The 20,299-nt window shown below is 65.9% G+C and carries 19 protein-coding genes; 8 read left to right on the top strand and 11 right to left on the bottom strand.

Translation table 11 applies throughout. The features are described 5' to 3' along the window. Positions 1-100: 100 nt before the first annotated feature. From AC0GNO_RS07285 to rodA, 6 genes are all read right to left on the bottom strand, one after another. Complete coding sequence (locus AC0GNO_RS07285; RefSeq protein WP_472903528.1) at positions 101-1,234, bottom strand: 3-deoxy-7-phosphoheptulonate synthase; 1,134 nt, start codon at positions 1,232-1,234, stop codon at positions 101-103. Positions 1,235-1,474: 240 nt separating this feature from the next. Next, entirely contained in the window at positions 1,475-2,839 is a 1,365-nt protein-coding gene (chrA, locus tag AC0GNO_RS07280; RefSeq protein WP_472903527.1) for a chromate efflux transporter, read from the bottom strand. Continuing rightward, complete coding sequence (locus tag AC0GNO_RS07275) at positions 2,836-3,708, bottom strand: chromate resistance protein ChrB domain-containing protein (RefSeq protein WP_472903526.1); 873 nt, start codon at positions 3,706-3,708, stop codon at positions 2,836-2,838. The genes chrA and AC0GNO_RS07275 overlap by 4 nt, the downstream gene beginning before the upstream one ends. A gap of 158 nt (positions 3,709-3,866) precedes the next feature. Next, positions 3,867-5,327, bottom strand: a complete 1,461-nt coding sequence (gene tldD / locus AC0GNO_RS07270; protein ID WP_472903525.1) for a metalloprotease TldD — start codon at positions 5,325-5,327, stop codon at positions 3,867-3,869. 85 nt (positions 5,328-5,412) lie between these two features. Beyond that, positions 5,413-6,309, bottom strand: a complete 897-nt coding sequence (locus AC0GNO_RS07265; protein ID WP_472903524.1) for an NAD(P)-dependent oxidoreductase — start codon at positions 6,307-6,309, stop codon at positions 5,413-5,415. A 59-nt stretch (positions 6,310-6,368) separates the two neighbouring features. After that, complete coding sequence (gene rodA, locus AC0GNO_RS07260; RefSeq protein WP_472903523.1) at positions 6,369-7,523, bottom strand: rod shape-determining protein RodA; 1,155 nt, start codon at positions 7,521-7,523, stop codon at positions 6,369-6,371. Positions 7,524-7,545: 22 nt separating this feature from the next. On the opposite strand from rodA, the gene AC0GNO_RS07255 reads away from it, so the two are divergent. From AC0GNO_RS07255 to AC0GNO_RS07220, 8 genes are all read left to right on the top strand, one after another. Continuing rightward, positions 7,546-8,178, top strand: a complete 633-nt coding sequence (locus AC0GNO_RS07255) for a YqiA/YcfP family alpha/beta fold hydrolase (RefSeq protein WP_472903522.1) — start codon at positions 7,546-7,548, stop codon at positions 8,176-8,178. Positions 8,179-8,222: 44 nt separating this feature from the next. After that, positions 8,223-10,307 (top strand): ribonuclease catalytic domain-containing protein, encoded by a 2,085-nt coding sequence (locus tag AC0GNO_RS07250; RefSeq protein WP_472903521.1) that lies wholly within the window; start codon positions 8,223-8,225, stop codon positions 10,305-10,307. A 24-nt stretch (positions 10,308-10,331) separates the two neighbouring features. Next, complete coding sequence (locus AC0GNO_RS07245; protein WP_472887716.1) at positions 10,332-11,198, top strand: energy transducer TonB; 867 nt, start codon at positions 10,332-10,334, stop codon at positions 11,196-11,198. Next, the gene (locus tag AC0GNO_RS07240; RefSeq protein WP_472903520.1) at positions 11,198-11,983 is read left to right on the top strand and encodes a transglycosylase domain-containing protein; all 786 of its coding nucleotides are present in this window, start codon (positions 11,198-11,200) and stop codon (positions 11,981-11,983) included. The genes AC0GNO_RS07245 and AC0GNO_RS07240 overlap by 1 nt, the downstream gene beginning before the upstream one ends. A 133-nt stretch (positions 11,984-12,116) precedes the next feature. Beyond that, positions 12,117-12,734: a lysophospholipid acyltransferase family protein gene (locus AC0GNO_RS07235; protein ID WP_472887718.1), complete on the top strand. Its 618-nt coding sequence runs from the start codon at positions 12,117-12,119 to the stop codon at positions 12,732-12,734. Next, on the top strand, positions 12,734-13,723 hold the full coding sequence (locus AC0GNO_RS07230) for a phosphatidate cytidylyltransferase (RefSeq protein ID WP_472903519.1): 990 nt from the start codon (positions 12,734-12,736) through the stop codon (positions 13,721-13,723). The genes AC0GNO_RS07235 and AC0GNO_RS07230 overlap by 1 nt, the downstream gene beginning before the upstream one ends. A 22-nt stretch (positions 13,724-13,745) precedes the next feature. Continuing rightward, positions 13,746-14,294 carry a crossover junction endodeoxyribonuclease RuvC gene (gene ruvC / locus AC0GNO_RS07225; protein ID WP_472903518.1) on the top strand — a complete coding sequence of 183 codons (549 nt, stop codon included), beginning with the start codon at positions 13,746-13,748 and terminating at the stop codon, positions 14,292-14,294. A 344-nt stretch (positions 14,295-14,638) separates the two neighbouring features. Further along, positions 14,639-15,235, top strand: coding sequence for a hypothetical protein (locus AC0GNO_RS07220; RefSeq protein WP_472903517.1), 597 nt, complete (start codon positions 14,639-14,641; stop codon positions 15,233-15,235). A 63-nt stretch (positions 15,236-15,298) separates the two neighbouring features. On the opposite strand, the gene AC0GNO_RS07215 is transcribed toward AC0GNO_RS07220, so the two are convergent. The 5 genes from AC0GNO_RS07215 to AC0GNO_RS07195 form a co-directional block, all read right to left on the bottom strand. Beyond that, on the bottom strand, positions 15,299-15,475 hold the full coding sequence (locus tag AC0GNO_RS07215) for a hypothetical protein (protein WP_472903516.1): 177 nt from the start codon (positions 15,473-15,475) through the stop codon (positions 15,299-15,301). Between the two features lie 39 nt (positions 15,476-15,514). Further along, positions 15,515-16,438, bottom strand: coding sequence for a UDP-3-O-acyl-N-acetylglucosamine deacetylase (lpxC, locus tag AC0GNO_RS07210; RefSeq protein WP_177132143.1), 924 nt, complete (start codon positions 16,436-16,438; stop codon positions 15,515-15,517). A gap of 384 nt (positions 16,439-16,822) precedes the next feature. After that, positions 16,823-18,031 carry a cell division protein FtsZ gene (gene ftsZ, locus AC0GNO_RS07205; RefSeq protein ID WP_472888683.1) on the bottom strand — a complete coding sequence of 403 codons (1,209 nt, stop codon included), beginning with the start codon at positions 18,029-18,031 and terminating at the stop codon, positions 16,823-16,825. A gap of 223 nt (positions 18,032-18,254) precedes the next feature. Beyond that, positions 18,255-19,484, bottom strand: coding sequence for a cell division protein FtsA (gene ftsA, locus AC0GNO_RS07200; RefSeq protein WP_305280347.1), 1,230 nt, complete (start codon positions 19,482-19,484; stop codon positions 18,255-18,257). A gap of 13 nt (positions 19,485-19,497) precedes the next feature. Next, entirely contained in the window at positions 19,498-20,292 is a 795-nt protein-coding gene (locus AC0GNO_RS07195; RefSeq protein ID WP_472903515.1) for a cell division protein FtsQ/DivIB, read from the bottom strand. Positions 20,293-20,299: the final 7 nt, after the last annotated feature.

Here is a 20,299-nt window from a genome sequence, read left to right as displayed (position 1 = left end):
ACGGCGACAACGGTCCGTGGCGTGCAAACTGCACAAGTCTGTCCAGTTCGACACAGGACTTGACCAACGCCGGGATGCGCCAAGGCACCCCAACCCGGCATCAAGACTTCAGCTGGCGTGCGCCCTGCACGGCTTCAGAGAGCACCTCCAGCGCCTCCAGCGAATCGGACCAGCCCAGGCAGGCGTCGGTGATGCTCTGACCGTAGGCCAGCTTCCTGACATCGTCTTTGCCGGGGGTGAATTTCTGTGAGCCGGCTTCAATGTGGCTTTCGATCATCACGCCGAAGACGCTGCGCGAGCCGCCTGCGATTTGCGCTGCGATGTCGCGCGCCACATCGAGCTGCTTTTCGTGCTGTTTGCTGCTGTTGGCGTGGCTGCAGTCCACCATCAGGCGCGGGGCGAGCTTGGCGGCTTCGAGCTCCTTGACCGCCGCGGCCACGTGGCCGGCGTCGTAGTTGGGCGCCTTGCCGCCACGCAGGATCACGTGGCAGTCCTTGTTGCCGTTGGTCTGCACGATCGCGACCTGGCCGTTCTTGTGCACCGAGAGGAAGTGGTGGCCACGCGCCGCCGCCTGGATCGCGTCGGTCGCGATGCGGATGTTGCCGTCGGTGCCGTTCTTGAAGCCGATCGGTGCCGACAGGCCCGAGGCCAGTTCTCGGTGCACCTGGCTCTCGGTGGTGCGTGCGCCGATGGCGCCCCAGCTGATGAGGTCACCGATGTACTGGGGCGAAATCACGTCCAGGAATTCGCTGCCGGCTGGCAGGCCCTGGCGGTTGATCTCGATCAGCAACTGGCGCGCGATGCGCAGGCCTTCGTCGATGCGGAAGCTCTGATCCAGGTAGGGGTCGTTGATCAGCCCCTTCCAGCCCACCGTGGTGCGTGGCTTTTCGAAATACACGCGCATCACGATCTCCAGCGTGTCGGCGTACTTCTCACGCAAGGGCTTGAGGCGGCGCGCGTAGTCCAGCGCTGCGGCCGGGTCATGGATCGAGCAGGGACCAATCACCACCAGCAGGCGGTCGTCCTGCCCGTGCAGCATGTTGTGAATGGACTTGCGCGTCTGGCTGATGAGGGCCTCCACCGGCGTGCCGCCGATGGGGAAAAAGCGGATCAGGTGTTCGGGAGGCGGGAGCACGGTGATGTCCTTGATGCGTTCGTCGTCGGTCTGACTGGTCTTGTCGGCGGGACGCGAATGCCAGGCATCGGCTCTGGCGGGGGTGGCTTTGGCGGTCATCGGGGAGCTCCTCGGTGGGGGTTGCGGAGAAAACGGAAGAAGAAAAACAGGGGCCAAAAAAAAACCGCCGGGCTTGTGGCTCCGGCGGTTTTGTCGAGATTCGGTGATGCGCTTACAGCTTCGCCTCTCGTCCGCCGGGGACTGAGAACCAAAAATAAAAGCCGAAAGCGAAGCGCTGTTGCATAAGTTTGGAATGTAGCACAGGCGGCTTGACACGCGTCTTACACCCCGCCGACAACTTCAGGCCCAGACGACGCCACGCAGCGCCCAACCCATCAACGCACAGGCCACGATGACGCGGATCACACCCTGCTGGAACCGGATCAGCGCCAACGCAGCCACCGCCACCAGAACCAGCGCCACCCAGTCCGGTCGCATCCAGCCGTTCGCAGCGGTGCCCGCCGGATAGGCCACATGGGCCAGGAAGAACAGCGCCAGGCTGGCGATCACACCCACCACGGCCGCGGTGATCGCGGTCAGCGGCGCGGTGAAATGCAGCCTGCTGTGCGTGCGCTCCACCAGCGGGCCGCCCGCCAGGATGAAGACGAACGAAGGCAGAAAGGTGAACCAGGTGACCACCACCGCAGCCAGCGCTGCGCCGAGGAACAGCGCGTCCGGCCCCAGCACCTGCTGGCCCCAGCCGCCCAGAAAGCCCACGAAGGCCACCACCATGATGAGCGGCCCCGGCGTGGTTTCGCCCAGCGCCAGACCGTCGATCATCTGCGGCCCGAGCAACCAGCCGTGCTCCACCACCGCGCCCTGGTACACATAAGGCAACACCGCATAGGCGCCGCCGAAGGTCAGCAACGCCGCCTTGGTGAAAAACCAGCCCATGGCAGGCAACGTGCCGCTCCAGCCTTCCCAGGCCACCAGTGCGCCCATGGGCAGCGTCCACAAAGCCGCCCCCGTCAGCAGCACGCGAACCAGCCGCGCGCGGCTGAAGCGCGCATGGGCGGGAATGGGCGTGTGGTCGTCGATAACCGCCAGCACGTGGACGCCATCGGTCACCGCGGCGGTGTGCCCGCTGGCGGCGCGCGCAAACTGCGCCGGCGCCCAGCGCCCGCCCAGCCAGCCCAAAGCCAGCGCCGCCAGCACCACGGCCGGAAAGGGCACCGAAAACACCGCGATGGCCACAAAACTGCCCACGGCAATGGCCCACAGCAGCGGCGCGCGCCGGGGATGCCGCAGCGTCTTGCCGCCCATGCGGTGCACCGCCTGCAGCACCAGCGCCGCCACCGCCGGCTTGATGCCGTAGAGCAGGCCCGCCACCCAGGCCACCTGGCCATACACCACATAGACCCAGCTCAGGCCGATCAGGATCAGCAGCGAGGGCAACACGAACAGCGCGCCGGCCACCACCCCACCCCAGCTGCGGTGCAGCAGCCAGCCGATGTAGGTGGCGAGCTGCTGCGCCTCCGGCCCGGGCAGCAGCATGCAATAGTTGAGCGCGTGCAGGAACCGCTGCTCGCTGATCCAGCGCTTTTCCTCCACCAGCTCGCGGTGCATGACGGCGATCTGCCCCGCAGGCCCGCCAAAACTGATGAAACCCAGCTTGAACCAGAAACGCAAGGCCTCCCGAAAATTCACGTTGCGCGCGGTGTTCATGCCGGTCTCCAGTTGTGGGTTTCTGCGTTGCCGCCCAGTTGATCGCAGCACCAGGCGTAGAGCGCGTCGTACACCGGCATCATGGCCTCCAGCATGGCTTGATCGTTGTCGGCGTGGCGGCGCGACATGCCCAGCGATACCGCCAGCAAGCCCGCTGCGGGAGCGGCCAGGTCCAGGCGGTCGATGTCGGCCCCGCGCACGATGTGGGCCAACGATTGAAGCGCGGGCAGCTCCAGGCCAAACGCGCCCAGCAAACTGTCGAAGCTGCAACGTTCGCCCTCGTGCGAAATGGGCGCACCGGGCAGGTCGAAGGCGATGGCGTCCAGGCGCCCGGCCTGCTCCAGCACCTCGCCCGTGGGCACAAACAAGAACTCGGCCTCGCGGTCAATGAAGCGGCGCACCAGCCAGGGGCAGGCGATGCGGTCGATCTTGGGGCGCTCGCGCGTGATCCAGCGCGAACGGCCCACGCCGGTGACACCCAGATCCGGACGCTGGCGCAGCCGCGGTGCTGGCGTGGCTTGCCAGCTGGTCAGCAGGTCGGGGGCATCCACCCCGGGCTCACCGCCTTCGATGCCCCCCAGCAGGTAGCGCGCGTCCCAGCCCGCAGCGCGCAACCGCGCTGCGGCGTTCTGGCTGACTTCGTGGCCGTACACGCAATACAGCACCACCGCCTCTGGCGGTCTGTGCTGCATCCAGCCGACCAGCGCATCCGGTGCCACATGCTGGGACAGCGGCAGCCGGTGCAGGCTCTGTGCGAAGCGTTCTGGGCGCCGCACGTCGAGAATCAAGGGGGTGTCGGGTTGCCCGAGCAGCGCCGCCAACGCGGCAGGACTGACAGCGTGTGAGGGATTTGTGTCGACGGTTTCCATGGTTGGCACTCCACATCAGGTGGTGGCCAGCACTTGGACGAAAACCGTCTATTCCGCAAGGAACTCGGGAGGCTGTTTTTCCCGATGAACAAATGATATCAAACCGGCCGCAGCGGGGCCAGCGAGGCAGGCTGGGAACCCGCCCAGCCTCCGCAGCTTCAGGCAGTGCCGCCGACCGTCAACCCGTCGATGCGCAAGGTGGGCTGACCCACGCCCACTGGCACGCTCTGGCCTTCCTTGCCGCAGGTGCCCACACCGCTGTCCAGGCGCATGTCGTTGCCGATCATGCTGATCTTCTTGAGCGATTCCGGGCCGCTGCCCACCAGCGTGGCCCCTTTGACCGGATACAGGATCTTCCCGTTTTCCATCCAGTAGGCCTGGCTGGCGGAGAACACGAACTTGCCGCTGGTGATGTCGACCTGACCGCCGCCGAAGTTGGTGGCGTACAGGCCCTTCTTGATGCTGGCCACGATTTCTTCGGGGCTCTTGTCGCCACCCAGCATGTAGGTGTTGGTCATGCGCGGCATGGGCACATGGGCGTAGCTCTCGCGCCGACCATTGCCGGTGGGCTTCAGGCCCATCAGACGTGCGTTCATCGCGTCCTGGATGTAGCCGCGCAGGATGCCGTCTTCGATCAGCACGTTTTTCTGCGTCGGGCAGCCTTCGTCGTCCACGTTGAGCGAGCCGCGGCGGTCGGCCATGGTGCCGTCGTCGAGCACGGTCACGCCCTTGGCCGCCACGCGCTGGCCGACGCGGCCGGCAAACGCGCTGGAGCCCTTGCGGTTGAAGTCGCCTTCGAGCCCGTGGCCCACCGCCTCGTGCAGCAGCACGCCCGGCCAGCCCGAACCCAGCACCACGGTCATTTCACCCGCGGGCGCAGGCCGCGCGTCGAGGTTGGTGAGCGCTGCGTCCACAGCTTCGTCCACGTAAGACTGGACCATGGCGTCGTCAAAATACGCCAGACCGAAGCGGCCACCCCCACCCGAGGAGCCGACTTCGCGCCGGCCCTTCTGTTCGGCGATCACCGTGACCGACAGGCGGATCAGCGGGCGCACGTCGGCGGCCATGGTGCCGTCGGCACGCGCCACCAGCACCACATCGTGTTCGGCCGCCAGGCCCGCCATGACCTGCACCACGCGCGGGTCCTTGGCCTTGGCGAGTTTTTCAACCTTCTCCAACAGCGCGATCTTGGCGGTGCTGTCGAGTGTGCCGATCGGGTCCAGACCGGGGTAGAGTGAACGCGATTTCGCCACCTTGGTGGCCGGCGTGCGCACCTTGCGGTCCTGGCCCTGGGCCGTGATCGTGCGCACGGTGTGCGCCGCATCCAGCAACGAAGCCCAGGAGAGGTCGTCCGAATACGCGAAAGCGGTCTTTTCGCCACTCACGGCACGTACGCCCACGCCTTGGTCGATGCTGAAGCTGCCGGTCTTGACGATGCCCTCTTCCAGACTCCAGCCCTCGCTGCGCGTGGTCTGGAAATAGAGGTCGGCATCGTCCGCGCCACGCGACATGATTTCGCCCAGCGCGCGCTGCAAATGGGAGGGTGTCAAACCAAAAGGATCGAGCAGGAGGCTCTGGGCGCTGGACAAACGGGCCAAGGTGGGTTCGCGTGCAATCATGGGCCCATTGTAAGAAGGACAGCGTTCGCGCGCTGGTGGCGGGGTCTTGGAGCGCACCAAGCGCGCCAGGATCGGCGCGCACGCATCAACCCGCGGTCTTCCGCAGCAGCTGCAGCAAGGCGCCGTCGTCCAGACCGGCCATGCCGGCCGCGTGGGCCTGGGCGAAAACACTGGCCGCCGTGTCACCCAGCGGGCCACTGAATCCTGCCGCCCGAGCCGCATCCACCGCCAGCCGGGTGTCTTTTTCCAGCAGGGTCACGTGCGCACGCGGCGCCAGGTCACCCGCAATGGCGCGGCGCATGCGGTCCGAGCCGATCCAGCTCTGGCCGCTGGATTGTTCGATCACGTCCAGCGTCGTCGACAAGTCCAGCCCCAGGCGTTCGGCCAGCGCGAGCACCTCGGCGGCACCCACCAGGTTGATGCCCGCGAGCAGGTTGTTGACCAGCTTGGTGCGGGCGCCATCGCCCACACGCTCGCTGATGCGAAACACCCTGGACGACAGGGCGGCGAGCAGCGCCGCATGGCACTCCAGCACCCCATCCGGTGCAGCCACCATGAGACTCATGCTGCCCTCGCGTGCCCGCGCCGGTCCGCCGGACATGGGCGCGTCGATGCAGTCCAGCCCCTGCGAGGACAAGGCCGCTGCCAGCGCTTCGGTGTCCTGGGGTGCGATGGTCGGGCACAGCATCACGGCCTGGCCGCTGTGCAGGGACGCAGCGGCGCCGCCAGCACCGAAGAGCACGTCATGCGACTGCGCTGCGTCCACCACGCAGACGATCAACACGCCGTCGGCCACCAGCGCACGGGCCGCCATCTCAGGGGTGTCGGCGAGGCAGGCGCCGGCTTCCAGCGCCTGTTGCTGGCGCACGGGGTCGATGTCACACACCACCACGGGCCAGCCCAGTTCACACAGGCGCGCGGCCATGGCGCCGCCCATGTTCCCGGCTCCCACCATCGCCACCCGGCAATCGGGCAGTTGCATGGAAACGCCTTCGCCCGCTGGAGATGTCGTGCGAGCCCATTCGGGCGGCAGCACGGGGCTCATGACTGCATCAGGCGTTTGGACTTGGCCACCGACATCAGAATGCCCAGGCAGACGCCCAGCGTCACCATCGCCGTGCCGCCGTAACTGATGAACGGCAGGGGCACACCCACCACCGGCAGGATGCCGCTCACCATGCCCATGTTGACGAAGGCGTAGACGAAGAAATTGGCGGTCATGGCAGCGGCCACCAGACGCGAGAACAGGGTTGGCGCATCCACCGCGATGATCAGCCCGCGGATCAGCAGGAAGAGGAACGCCGCCATCAGTCCCAGCGTGCCCACCAGGCCGAACTCCTCGGAAAACGCCGCGAAGATGAAGTCGGTGGTGCGTTCGGGAATGAACTCCAGATGGGTCTGTGTGCCCTGCATGAAGCCCTTGCCCCAGACACCGCCGGAGCCGATGGCGATCATGCCCTGGATGATGTGGAACCCCTTGCCCAGCGGATCCTTGAACGGATCGAGCAGCGTGCACACGCGCTGGCGCTGGTATTCGTGCAGGACGCGCCAGTCCACATCGGGCGCGCACCACTGGGGTTCCATCGCGATCAGGATGACCACCCCCACCAGTCCCAGCAGCACCGGCGGAACGATCAGCTTCCAGCTCAGCCCGGCAAAGAAGATGACCGCCATGCCGGAGGCCATCACCAGCAAGGTGGTGCCCAGGTCGGGCTGCTTGAGGATGAGCGCCGCCGGTATCGCCAGCAACAAGCCCGCCACCACAAAATCCAGTGGCTTGAGCTGGCCCTCGCGGCGCTGGAACCACCACGCAAGCATCAGGGGCATGGCCACCTTCATGAGCTCGCTGGGCTGGATCACCACACCCACGTTGAGCCAGCGCTGGGCCCCTTTTTTCTGGATGCCAAACAGGAACACCGCCAGCAGCAAGGCCACCCCGAGCACGTACATCGGGACCGCCAGCGCCAACAGGCGCTGCGGCGGCACCTGCGACACGACAAAAAGCACACCGGCCGCGAGCATCATGTTGCGGCTGTGGCTGGCGAAGCGCGAGCCGTGATCGAAACCCACCGAATACATGGTCATCAGCCCCGCGCCCGCGAGCAGCAGGATGGCAAAGACCAGCGGACCGTCAAAGCCCTGAAAGATCGGGGCGACGCGCTGCAGCAGGGTGGGTTTGTCAAAGACGACGGCCATGGGCACCGATTATCCTTCGGCGATGACCCCCGCCACCCCCCCTTCACCAGAAACCACCCACCTGCTCTACCTGCACGGCTTCCGCTCGTCGCCCCAATCGATGAAAGCGCAGAAGGTGGCCAAGCGGGTGCACACGCAACATCCGCGCGTCACCTGGTGGTGCCCGCAACTGCCGCCCTCGCCTGCGGCTGCCACCCGCCTGATCCGGGAAGGCACCGCCGCCTGGCCGCGCGGGCAGATGGCCGTGGTGGGCTCGTCACTCGGTGGCTTCTACGCCCGCTGGCTGGCACTGCAGACCGGCTGCCGCGCGGTGCTGCTCAACCCCGCCGTGCACCCGTCGCGCGATCTGGCGCAATACATCGGTGAACAGACGGCCTGGCACGATCCGCAGGAGCGCTTCTTTTTCCAGCCCGCCTTCGTGGACGAGCTGCGTGTGCTGGAGACCGACATTCAGCACCTGGGACCGCAGCACCCGGCCACACCGCAGCGGCAGTTCGCCATCGTGGCGCAGGACGACGAGGTGCTGGACTGGCGGGAGATGCAAGCCTTCTGTGCCGGTGGCGCGCTGCGCCTGTTGCCCGGCAGCGACCACGCCATCAGCGACTTTGACGACCACATTGAGGCCGTGTTCAAGTTTCTCCGGCTGGTGGGCTGAGTCGCCGGGGAAGTGTCCATCGCCCGCATGGGACAATCCCGCCCATGCACATTCTGTTCGACGACGCCGGCAAACTGATGACCGGCCGCCTCCTGTCCGAAGCCGAAAGTTCCCTGCAGGTGGAGCTGGATTCGGGCAAACGGGTCAAGGTCAAGTCCGCCAATGCCTTGCTGCGCTTTGACAAACCCGCCCCCGCCCAGCTGATGCCCGCGGCCACCGCGCTGGCCGAGACCATGGAGCTGGAGCTGGCCTACGAATTCGCCCCCGAAGGGGAGTTCGGGTTTGCCGAACTGGCGCAGGAGTATTTCAGCGCCAGCGCCGGCACCGAACAACAGGTGGCGGCCCTGCTCTGCCTGCAAGGCGCACCGCACTACTTCCGGCGCGCCGGCAAGGGCCGCTACAAGAAGGCGCCGCCCGAGATCCTGGCGCAGGCGCTGGCCGGCATCGAGAAAAAGAAACAGATACAGGCCCAGATCGAAGCCTGGGCGGCCGAGCTGGCCAGCGGGCAATGCCCCGAGCCGGTGCGCCAGCAGCTCTACAAGATCCTGTTCAAGCCGGACAAGAACGCGCCCGAATACAAGGCCGTGGTGGAAGCGGCGCGCAACAGCCACACGGCGCCGCTCACCCTGCTGCAAAACGCCGGCGCCATCGCCAGCGCCTACCAGTTCCACTGGCAGCGCTTCCTGTTCGACCAGTTCCCCAAGGGCACGGGTTTCCCGGCGCTCCAGGCCCCCGCCATCGCCGACGAGCTGCCGCTGGCCACCGTACAGGCCTTCTCCATCGACGATTCGCACACCACCGAAATCGACGACGCGCTTTCGTTGCAGGGGCTGGGCAGTGGCACGGTCACGCTCGGCATCCACATCGCGGCGCCCGGCCTCGCGGTGCTGCCCGACAGCGCCATCGACCAGGTGGCGCGCAACCGCCTGTCCACGGTCTACATGCCGGGCCACAAGATCACCATGCTGCCCGACGAGGTGGTGCAGGCCTACACGCTGATGGCCGGGCGGAACTGTCCCGCCGTGTCGCTCTACGTCAGCTTCGACGAGGCCACGCTGGAGCCCAAGGACAGCCACACCGTGCTGGAGCGGGTGCCGATCGTGCACAACCTGCGCCACGACCAACTGGACACCGTGATCACCGAAGACTGGCTGACCGGCCAGGCGCCGGCCAGTACAGCGATCACCGAGGCCCATATTGAAGAGCTGCAGCCGCAACTGGCCTTCATCTTCCGCCTGGCGTGCCACCTCAAGGCGCAACGCGAAGTGGTGCGCGGCAAACCGGAAAACTTCAACCGGCCCGACTACACCTTCAAACTCGAAGGCGTGACGGGCAGCGAGCCCGCAGGCGACGAAACCGTGGTGATCGGCACACGACAGCGCGGCGCGCCACTCGACCTGATGGTGGCCGAGGCCATGATCCTGGCCAACAGCACCTGGGGCAACTGGCTCGCCGACTGCGGCGTGCCCGGCATCTACCGCAGCCAGGCCAGCCTGGCGCCTGGCGTGAAGGTGCGCATGGGCACCAAGGCGCAGCCGCACGCGGGCATTGGTGTGAAGAGTTACGCCTGGAGCACCTCGCCCCTGCGCCGTTACGTGGACATGGTCAACCAGTGGCAGATCATTGCCTGCGCGCGCCACGGCAAGACCGCTGCGCTCGCAGCGCCGTTCAAGCCCAAAGACGCCAACCTGTTTGCCATCATCAGCAGCTTCGACGCCGCCTACACCGCCTACAACGGTTTCCAGAACGGCATGGAACGTTACTGGACGCTCAAGCACCTGGGCCAGGCTGGCATCAGCGAGCTCACCGCCACGCTGATCAAGGACAACCTGGTGCGAGCCGACAGCCTGCCGCTGGTCTTGCCGGTCATGGGCGCCGAAGGCCTGCCGCGCGGTGCGCATGTGCGCGTGCGGCTGGGCGACATCGATCACATCACGCTGGACGTGTCCGGCACGGTGGTCGAGCGGCTCGACTTGCCGGTCGACAATGTGGATGACAGCAGCGAATCCGAGGACGGCGAAGACGACGAACTGGCCGCGCCGCTGGCGCTGGCCATCGACGTCGACGAAACGCAGGTCGATGGTCCGGAAACTGGCACCGAAACCCCTGCCGAGGCGCCCGGGATATGAGCCACCAGCACGGATAATGCTCGCGTGAAACCGGTCCTGGCCTTTCTCAAACAACTGAGCACCCTGCAACTCGCTCTGGGAATCTCGGTCGCCGTGCACGCCGCGCTGCTGACGGTCCGCTTTGTCGACCCCGAGGGTTTCAACCGGGTGTTTCAGGACACGCCGCTGGAAGTCATTCTGGTCAACGCCAAGAGCGACGAGAAGCCCGAAAAGGCCAAGGCCATTGCGCAAGCCTCACTGGCCGGTGGCGGCGAGAGGGAAAAAGGGCGGGCCACCTCGCCCCTGCCGCCCAACCCCACGGCCCGCATCGGCGACTCGCCCGAAGAAGACGAGCGCATGATCGAAGCGCTCAAAGAGCGGCAAAAACAGATCCTGACCCAGGTGCGCAAGCAACTGGCCAACATGCCACCGCCAGACCTGCAGGCCGTCAACACCAGCCAGGAAACCATTGAGCACGAGCGCAAGCGCCGGGCGCTGGTGAAGGTGCTGGCCGAGATCGAAAAGCGCATCAACCAAGAAAACGAGCGCCCGCGCAAGCGCTACGTCAGCCCGGCCACGCGCGAAGAGGTCTACGCGATCTACTACGACGAACTGCGCCGCAAGATCGAAGACCGGGGGACCACCAACTTCCCCGAAGCCGCGGGTCGCAAGCTCTATGGCGAGCTCACCATGGTCATCACGGTGAACCACACCGGTACCGTGCTGGGCACCGAGGTGGTGCAGACCTCCGGCAACACCACGCTGGACCGGCGTGCCCAGGCGATCGTGCGCGGCCTCGGCTTTGGTCGCTTCAACGAAGCCATGCGCCAGCGGGCCGACCAGATCGTGGTGGTGTCGCGTTTCCGTTTCACGCGCGACGCCACTTTGCAAACCCAGATGTCCAGCCAGTGATGAAATCGATCGGTCGCTGGCTGTTGTGGGTGGTGCTGGCCGGATTGGCGCTGCAGCTGTTTTTTGTCTTGCGTGTCGCGCTGATGGTGGTGATCGATCCGCAAAGCACTGCCTTCATGCGCTCGGAGGCCTGGCGTGTCGCTGGCCAGAGCCTCAGGTCCGACAAGGACTGGCGCTGGTCGGCACAATGGGTGGACTATGACCAGATCAGCCCGCACCTCAAACGGGCCGTGATGGCGTCCGAGGACGCAGGCTTTGCGGAACATGACGGCGTGGACTGGAGCGCGATCGAAGCGGCCTGGGTCAAGAACGAAAAACGCCTGGAGCAGGTCGAGAAACGGACCGCGCAGCTCGAACGCAAGCTCGCCAAAAAGCCCGAAGCGGCCGAAGCCGCCATCAAGGCCATCAAGCCGCCCAAGGTCATCGGTGGCTCCACCATCACCCAGCAACTGGCCAAGAACCTGCTGCTCTCGGGTGAACGCAACCTGCTGCGCAAGGGCCAGGAGCTGGTGCTCGCGCTCACGCTGGACGCGCTGCTCAGCAAGCAGCGCATTCTTGAGATCTACCTCAACAGCGTGGAGTGGGGAGAAGGCGTCTTCGGCGCCGAAGCCGCGGCCCAGCGCTATTTCAAGAAGCCCGCCGCCAAATTGAGCGCCTACGAAGCGGCCCGACTGGCCGTGATGCTGCCCAGCCCCAAGTTCTTCGAAACCCGGCAGGGCTCAGCCTACCTGGCCCGCCGCACAGGCACCATCGTGGCGCGCATGGGCGCAGTTCAGGCGCCGTGATGTGCCCCCCTGCGCCGCTGCGCGGCTTCCCCCCAGGGGGACGACACCAGCGGCCTGGCAAAGCCAGTTCCGCGGTGTCCCTGGGTTCGGACATCGCAGTCGCTTTGCTCTGGCCCTGTGCCGGGATGTGTTCATGAACTGGCGTGCCCAGGCCGTGAGCACCTTCCTGCTCGGCCTGGTGCGCCTGCTCACCGGCGCCCAGGCCCGCTGGTACGGTTGCCCGCCCAAGGCGGAGCAGCGCATCTATTTCGCCAACCACCAGAGCCACGCCGACCTGGTGCTGATCTGGGCGGCTCTGCCCCAGGAACTTCGCAGCATCACCCGCCCGATCGCCGCGCGCGACTACTGGACGGCATCGAACTTCAAGCGCTGGATCACCACCGAGGTGTTCAACGCGGTCTATGTCGAGCGCGAAAAGAAGGGTGACGAGGACCCGTTGCAACCCCTCGTCGATGCCCTGGAGAGCGGTGACTCGCTGATCCTCTTTCCCGAAGGCACGCGCGGCCATGCGGAAGATCCGCAAGCCTTCAAGTCCGGGATCTACAACCTGGCCCGGCGCTTTCCCCAGGTGGTGCTGGTGCCCGCGTGGATCCACAACGTGCAGCGGGTGATGCCCAAGGGCGAGGTGATCCCGGTGCCGGTGCTGTGCTCGGTGACGTTCGGTGAGCCGATGGCCCTGGGGGCGGATGAAGCCCGTGCCGATTTCCTGAACCGCGCACGCGCTGCCGTCATGGCCCTGCGGGAGGTCTGATGGGTTCCTTCCTGCGCAGCCTTACCCCCGAACAGCAGGTCAGCCTGATGTTCGTGCTGCTGTTCGGCCTGCTGCTGATCGCCAGCGGCGCGGGCGTGCTGCTCTCGCTGCGCGAACGCCAGCACGCCGACGACCACACCGGCGATCGCGCCCGACGACTGCACGACTACCAGGCCCTGCTGCGCAACTCGTGGCTGATGACGCTGGTGTTCTGGGTCGGCTGGGCCGCGGGCGAAAGCGTGGCCATCGTGCTGTTCGGCCTGGTCTCGTTTTTCATCCTGCGCGAATTCATCAGCCTCTCGCCCACCCGGCGCGGTGACCACCGCAGCCTCGTGCTGGCGTTTTTCATCGTGCTGCCGCTGCAATACGCCCTGGTCTGGAACCAGCACTTCAACCTCTTCACGGTGTTCATCCCGGTCTATGTGTTCCTCGCCATCCCCGTGGTGAGTGCGCTGGGCAACGACCCGCAACGCTTTCTGGAGCGCAACGCCAAGCTGCAATGGGGCATCATGGTCTGCGTCTACGGCATGAGCCATGTGCCGGCGCTGCTGTGGCTCAACTTCCCGCGCTTTGCCGGCAAGACCGCATTCCTCGTGGTGTTCCTGGTGCTGGTGGTGCAGACCTGCATGCTGGTCCAGCACCTGATGGCACGGCGGCTGCGCGACCCTGTGGCACCGGCGATCAGCGCCAGTTTCCACTGGCGCAGCTGGATGGCGGGCCTGGCCGCCGGTGGCCTGCTCGGCGTCGCCCTGGCCGGATTCACACCCTTCAAGCCTCTGCAGGCCCTGGCCATGGCGCTGGTGGCCTGCATGGCCGGTTCGTTGGGGCACCTGGTCATGAAAGCCATCAAACGCGACCGCGGCGTGACCCACTGGGGTTCGGCCGGCCGCTCGGTCACCGGGGCCAGCGGCCTGCTCGACCGCGTGGACGCCCTGTGTTTTGCCGCTCCGGTGTTTTTCCACTCCGTGCGCTGGACCTTCAACCTCTGAACGCTGAAACGGCACACCACCCATGCGCATCCTCGGCATCGACCCCGGCCTGCAGTGCACCGGTTTTGGCGTCATCGACGCCGAGGGTGCCACGCTGCACTACGTGGCCAGCGGCACCATCCAGACCAGCCCGAAAGACGGCGCCTTGCTGCCCGAGCGGCTGAAGATCCTGTTTGACGGCATCAGCGAGGTGGTCAAGCGCTACCAGCCCGAAACCTCGGTCTGCGAGATCGTGTTTGTCAACGTCAACCCGCAGGCCACGTTGCTGCTGGGCCAGGCCCGCGGCTGCTGCCTCACGGCGCTGGTGGCCAACGGCCTGCCGGTGGCCGAGTACACCGCCCTGCAGCTGAAGAAAGCGGTGGTCGGCTACGGCCGCGCCGACAAGGCGCAGATGCAGGAAATGGTCAAACGCCTGCTGCAGTTGCCCGGCCTGCCCGGCAAGGACGCGGCCGACGCCCTGGGCCTGGCCATCACCCATGCGCAGGTCAGCCGCACGATGCAGGCCATCAACAAGGTGTCCCCCCTGAAGGCACGTACCCATGCGGCTTACAAAGGCGGCCGGAACTACTGAAAACAGGGGACAGGCCGTCAGCGGCCAGATGGTGCGCGGTTGTTACGAACCGTACATGGACGTAACAACAGTATCTGCGCTCCCCAGAGCATCCCCCATTTGAGGGATGAAAACAACAGCTTCATGGGGGTTTTCCCCCTGAGGGCCCCTTTTGTACAAATTGATAAATATCAATGACAACGGGACCAACCGTTGCAACTGCGCACAGATGACCACGGCCTGGATAGGCACATTAGCGGCCAAGGCTTCGATGCAAACTTCCGTCGGGCCCCGGAGCCCGTTTCTGTCGGGACAGCCCTTGACCCTTCACCCGGATACCTCAAATGGAACTTGAATTTTCACGAATGGCCCTCGTCTACGCCCACCTGATCGCCTGTTGCGCGGCCATCGGGTTGATCCTCATGAGCGACATTGCCATGGTCAAACAGCTCATCTCTGGCGATCCCCACGAACGCATGGACCCGAAACACCTGCAGGATCTGCAGAACACCGTGGCCCTGGCCCTGGTCGCACTCTGGGCCACCGGCGCGGGCATCATCGCGCTGGACACATCGGTCAAAGGCTGGGAGTACTTCGCCAACCCCAAGCTGCAAGCCAAGATCACCGTCGTCTGCTTGCTGACGCTCAATGGCTTCTTGCTGCACCACCGCGTCCTGCCGCTGATGAAGAAGGCCGGCACCCTGCTGAACATGTCGTTCTCGCAGCGCAGCTTTGCAGTGTTCGCGGGTTCGGTGTCGGCGGTGTCGTGGTTCTACGCCGCGTTGCTGGGCGTTGGTCGTCCGCTGAACTGGAAGTTCCCGCTGACCGACATCCTCGCCGCTTACCCGGTGCTGATCGCCGGTGGTTTTGCCACGCTGATGCTGATGGTGGCCTGGGCGCAATACCGCACCAGCGGTGAGTCCCGTTCGTTCGAAGGCACCCGCTTCGTCGGCGCCCACTGAATCCGGCTCAAAACCTGAAAGCCAAAGGCCATCCGTCGGGATGGCCTTTGGCCTTTCAGCACATCAGAGAAGGCGCTCCAGCACCAGCACACCAAAAAAGCCCAGCGCTGCGATGACCGTCCATTTCAGGATCACGATCCCGTACTGGCGAAACCTCGCCTGCCCCGTGCCGATGTAGAAGGCGAAACACACGCCGGCCGCCAGCAGGAGCATGAAGATGGTCCAGCGAAACAGCAGCATGGCTTGTTTTTCGGTGAAGCCTTGGGCGCCGGCTGGCGCTTACCAGGCGGGAGCGAGTTGCGCGAAGCCGGTGGGCGCTTCACGCTCCTGCTCGAAGCTCACGATCTCGTAAGCATCGGGTCGGGCCAGCAGCGCACGCAGCAGCTGGTTGTTCATGGCGTGACCCGAGCGGAAGGCGCTGTAGGCGGCCAGCAGCGGCTTGCCAATGATGTAGAGATCGCCGATGGCGTCGAGGATCTTGTGCTTGACGAACTCGTCCTGGTAGCGCAGACCGTCGGCGTTGAGCACCTTCACATCGTCCATGACGATGGCGTTGTCCAGGCCGCCGCCCAGCGCCAGGCCATGGGAACGCATCATCTCCACATCGCGCGTGAAGCCGAAGGTGCGGGCCCGGGCGATCTCCCTCGCGTAGCGGCCGCTGCCCATGTCGAACTCGACCCGCTGGCCGCTGGAATTCACCGCCGGGTGGTTGAACTCGATCTCGAAGCTCAGCTTGTAGCCGTGGTACGGGTCCAGCCGCGCCCACTTGAGGTTGCTGCCCTCCCCTTCGCGCACCTCCACGGGTTTGGTCACCCGGATGAAGCGCTTGGGCGCCTTCTGCGTCACGATGCCCGCGCTCTGCAGCAGGTAAACGAACGAGGCCGAAGAACCGTCCAGGATCGGCACCTCTTCGGCCGTGATGTCCACATACAGGTTGTCCAGCCCCAGGCCGGCGGCGGCACTCATCAGGTGCTCGATGGTGTGCACCTTGGCGCCGCCCTTGGCGATGGTCGAGGCCAGACGCGTGTCGGACACGGCATCGGCATTCACCGGAATCTCCACCGGCTCGGGCAGGTCCACGCGGCGGAACACGATGCCGGTGTCCGGCGCGGCCGGGCGCAGCGTCAACTCCACCCGCTGGCCACTGTGCAGGCCGACACCCACCGCCTTGGTGAGAGATTTCAGGGTTCTTTGAGCAAGCATCCAGAGATTTTAAGTTTTGCGGTGCCAGAGCGCTTTGAAGAATCGTGATGGCCGTGATAGGTATGACGCTCTCCTCCGACAGGGGCGGTCGTCGGAACCCAGGGGAAACGGCTCCGCGAATGTCCCCCGGGCTGGCTGCGCCAGCCCTCCTCCTTGACTTCGCTGCGCCATTTACCCTGGGTTCCGACGACCTGTTGGCACTCTGACCGCTGACACACCAACCTGTCACGGGCTCGTGGGGGCAAGGCGTTCTGCGCAGCGAAGTAAAGGAGGAGGGTCGGCACCGCCGACCCGGGGGACATTCGCGGAGCAGAGCGCCTTGCCCCCACGCGCAAGCAAGGTCTCGGCACGAAATGCTGGCTCAGCACGTGCCCGGAACTTCGCTCAATCTGCCTGTTTGCGCAGAAAGGCCGGAATCTCGAAATCGTCCATGCCACCCGAAGCCAGCGCATCCACCTTGGCCGCCGCCTGGGTGCGGTTGGTGCGCCAGACACTGGGCACCGCCATGGAGTTGTAGTCGGGCTGTCCGGCACCCTGGCCACCCACCGCCGTGTTCACTGTCGGGATGTTGAACGCCACGTTGTCGGTACCGGTGCGCAGCACCTGCAGCGGCGGCGCGGTGCGGCGTGCGCCCTGGCGGGACAGACCCGTGGCCACCACGGTGACACGCATCTCGTCGCCCAGGCTGTCGTCGTAGGCCGCGCCGTAGATGACGTGTGCGTCCGGCGAAGCGTAGGCGCGGATGGTGTTCATCGCCAGCTTGGACTCGGACAGCTTGAGCGAACCCTTGGCCGCCGTGACCAGCACCAGCACGCCCTTGGCGCCCGACAGGTCGATGCCTTCGAGCAGCGGGCAGGCCACGGCCTCTTCGGCGGCGATGCGTGCACGGTCCGGGCCAGCGGCCACCGCGGTGCCCATCATGGCCTTGCCGGGTTCACCCATCACGGTGCGCACGTCTTCAAAGTCGACGTTCACGTTGCCGTACTCATTGATGATCTCGGCGATGCCGCCCACAGCATTTTTCAGCACGTCGTTGGCGTGGGCAAAGGCTTCGTCCTGCGTCACGTCGTCGCCCAGCACTTCGAGCAGCTTCTCGTTCAGGATCACGATCAGCGAGTCCACGTTGGCTTCGAGCTCGGCCAGGCCGCTGTCGGCGTTGGTCATGCGGCGGCCGCCTTCCCAGTCGAAGGGCTTGGTGACCACGCCGACGGTGAGGATGCCCATTTCCTTGGCCACGCGGGCGATCACGGGCGCCGCGCCGGTGCCGGTGCCACCACCCATGCCGGCGGTGATGAACAGCATGTGGGCGCCGTCGATGGCGGTACGGATTTCGTCGATCGCCAGTTCGGCCGCATCACGGCCTTTTTCCGGCTTGCTGCCAGCGCCCAGACCGCTGGTGCCGAGCTGGATGGTGCGGCTGGTGGCGCTGCGCGCCAGGGCCTGCGCGTCGGTGTTGGCACAGATGAACTCAACCCCTTGCACGCCGCGGGAGATCATGTGTTCCACGGCGTTGCCGCCGCCACCACCCACGCCGATGACCTTGATCTGGGTGCCCAGGTTGAACTCTTCCACTTCAATCATTTCGATGCTCATTTTTCTCTCCTGTTGTTGCCCTTGAACCTGAGGTGCCGGGCGTTGTTTCAATAAAAATTCGTTGCATGGATCAGAGGGGTGGCCGCGGCGCGGCCCCGGCATCACCCAGGCGGCCCGGTGCATTCCGTACATCGGTGCACCGGGTAGTGGCCCGCGGCGCCATGGCGCGCGGGGCGGGCAGGGGATCCGAACAAACCGCTCATCGTGTGTGTGTGATTCATGATCAGAAAGTCCCCACAAACCAGTTTTTCATGCGTTCCAGCGCGCTCTGCATGGAGCCCGCCTTCTGCGCGACCTTGTGGCCCCGGACGCGCGCCAGGCGCGCTTCTTCCAGCAGGCCCATCACCGTGGCCGCCCGGGGTTGGGCGACCATGTCGGAGAGGGCGCTCGCGTAGTGCGGCATGCCGCGGCGCACCGGCTTCAGAAAGATGTCTTCGCCCAGCTCGACCATGCCGTGCATGACGGCACTGCCGCCCGTGAGCACGATGCCCGAAGACAGGACCTCCTCGAAGCCGGAGTCGCGCACCACCTGCTGCACCAGTGCAAAAATCTCTTCCACCCGCGGCTCGATCACCCCGGCCAGCGCCTGGCGACCGAGCAGACGCGGACCGCGGTCGCCCAGACCGGGCACCTCGACCTGGGTGTCGGGGTCGGCCAGCAACTGCTTGGCGCAGCCGTATTCGACCTTGATGTCTTCGGCGTCCTTGGTGGGCGTGCGCAGCGCCATGGCGATGTCGCTGGTAATCAGGTCGCCCGCGATCGGGATCACCGCGGTGTGGCGGATCGCACCGCCGGCAAAGATGGCCACGTCGGTGGTGCCGGCGCCGATGTCGACCAAGGCCACGCCCAACTCCTTCTCGTCGTCGGTCAGCACCGCCTGGCTGGACGCCAGCGGGTTGAGCATGAGCTGATCCACCTCCAGCCCGCAGCGGCGCACGCACTTGATGATGTTTTCAGCCGCGCTCTGCGCGCCGGTGACGATGTGCACCTTGGCTTCGAGCCGGATGCCGCTCATGCCGATGGGCTCTTTCACTTCCTGGCCGTCGATCACGAACTCCTGCGGCTCCACCAGCAGCAGGCGCTGGTCGGTCGAGATGTTGATCGCCTTGGCGGTCTCGATGACGCGCGCCACGTCGGCCGGCGTGACCTCGCGGTCCTTGATCGCCACCATGCCGCTGGAGTTGATGCCGCGGATGTGGCTGCCGGTGATGCCGGTGTAGACCCGGGCGATGCGGCAGTCGGCCATCAGCTCGGCCTCTTTCAGGGCCGCCTGGATGCTCTGCACCGTGGCGTCGATGTTGACCACCACGCCGCGTTTCAGGCCGTGGCTGGCCGACACCCCCAGGCCCGCGAGCTTGAGTTCGCCGTTGGCCTGCACTTCGGCCACCACCACCATGATTTTGGCGGTGCCGATGTCGAGTCCAACCACCAGATCTTTGTATTCCTTGGCCATGATGCTTTCTTGATTACCGGGTGTTGTTCGCAGGTTTCGCGTCTGCTTCGTTCACGGTGGTGACGCCGCGCATGCGCAGGGCGTAACCGTTGGGGTAGCGCAGATCGACGGACTGCACCGCGCCGGGGTAGCGTTCGGCGAGCTGGCTCACGGTGGCGGTGAAGCGTCGCGCACGCGCCAGCAGTTCTTCGGTTGTGCCACGCCCCAGCTCCATGCGGGCGCCGTTGTCCAGCGTCGCGCGCCAGCTGCCGCGTTCGCTGAGCTCCAGCCGCTCGATGCCGAGGTCCAGTCGATTGAGCTCGGCACTGAGCAACTGGTACAGGGCCCAGACTTCGGCCACCCGCTCAGAGGGGCCGGCCAGCTCGGGCAGGCCGTCGCCGTCGTCCGGGCTGGCATCAAAGATCTCGCCCAGGTGGTTGACCAGTTGCCCCGCACCGGCCTGCCCCCACCAGGCCACCGCCCGGTGCTCTTCCAGCGTGACGCGCAACCGGTTCGGAAACTCGCGCTGCACCAGCGCATGGCGCACCCAGGGCACGGCCTCGAACATCTGCCGCACCGGTTGCAGGTCCATCGCCAGCAGGCCACCGGACAGCCGGCTCCTCATCTGGGACGCGAGCTGGGCGCGCAGGCTCACCGCATTCTGGTGGTCCACCTCGCCGTGCACCGCGATCGCCCGCACCGCCCAGACCGGGTGGCGCAGCACCCAGTTGGCCAACGCGCCCAGGCACAGCACGACAAACACCATCACCAGGGCGTGGGTCACCATGGTCATGAGCTTGACGTCCAGGGGCAGGTCGGGCTGGTTCATGGCGGTT

This window comes from Hydrogenophaga sp. L310 (genome assembly GCF_055703065.1).
This window is presented reverse-complemented; position numbering and strand designations above follow the sequence as displayed.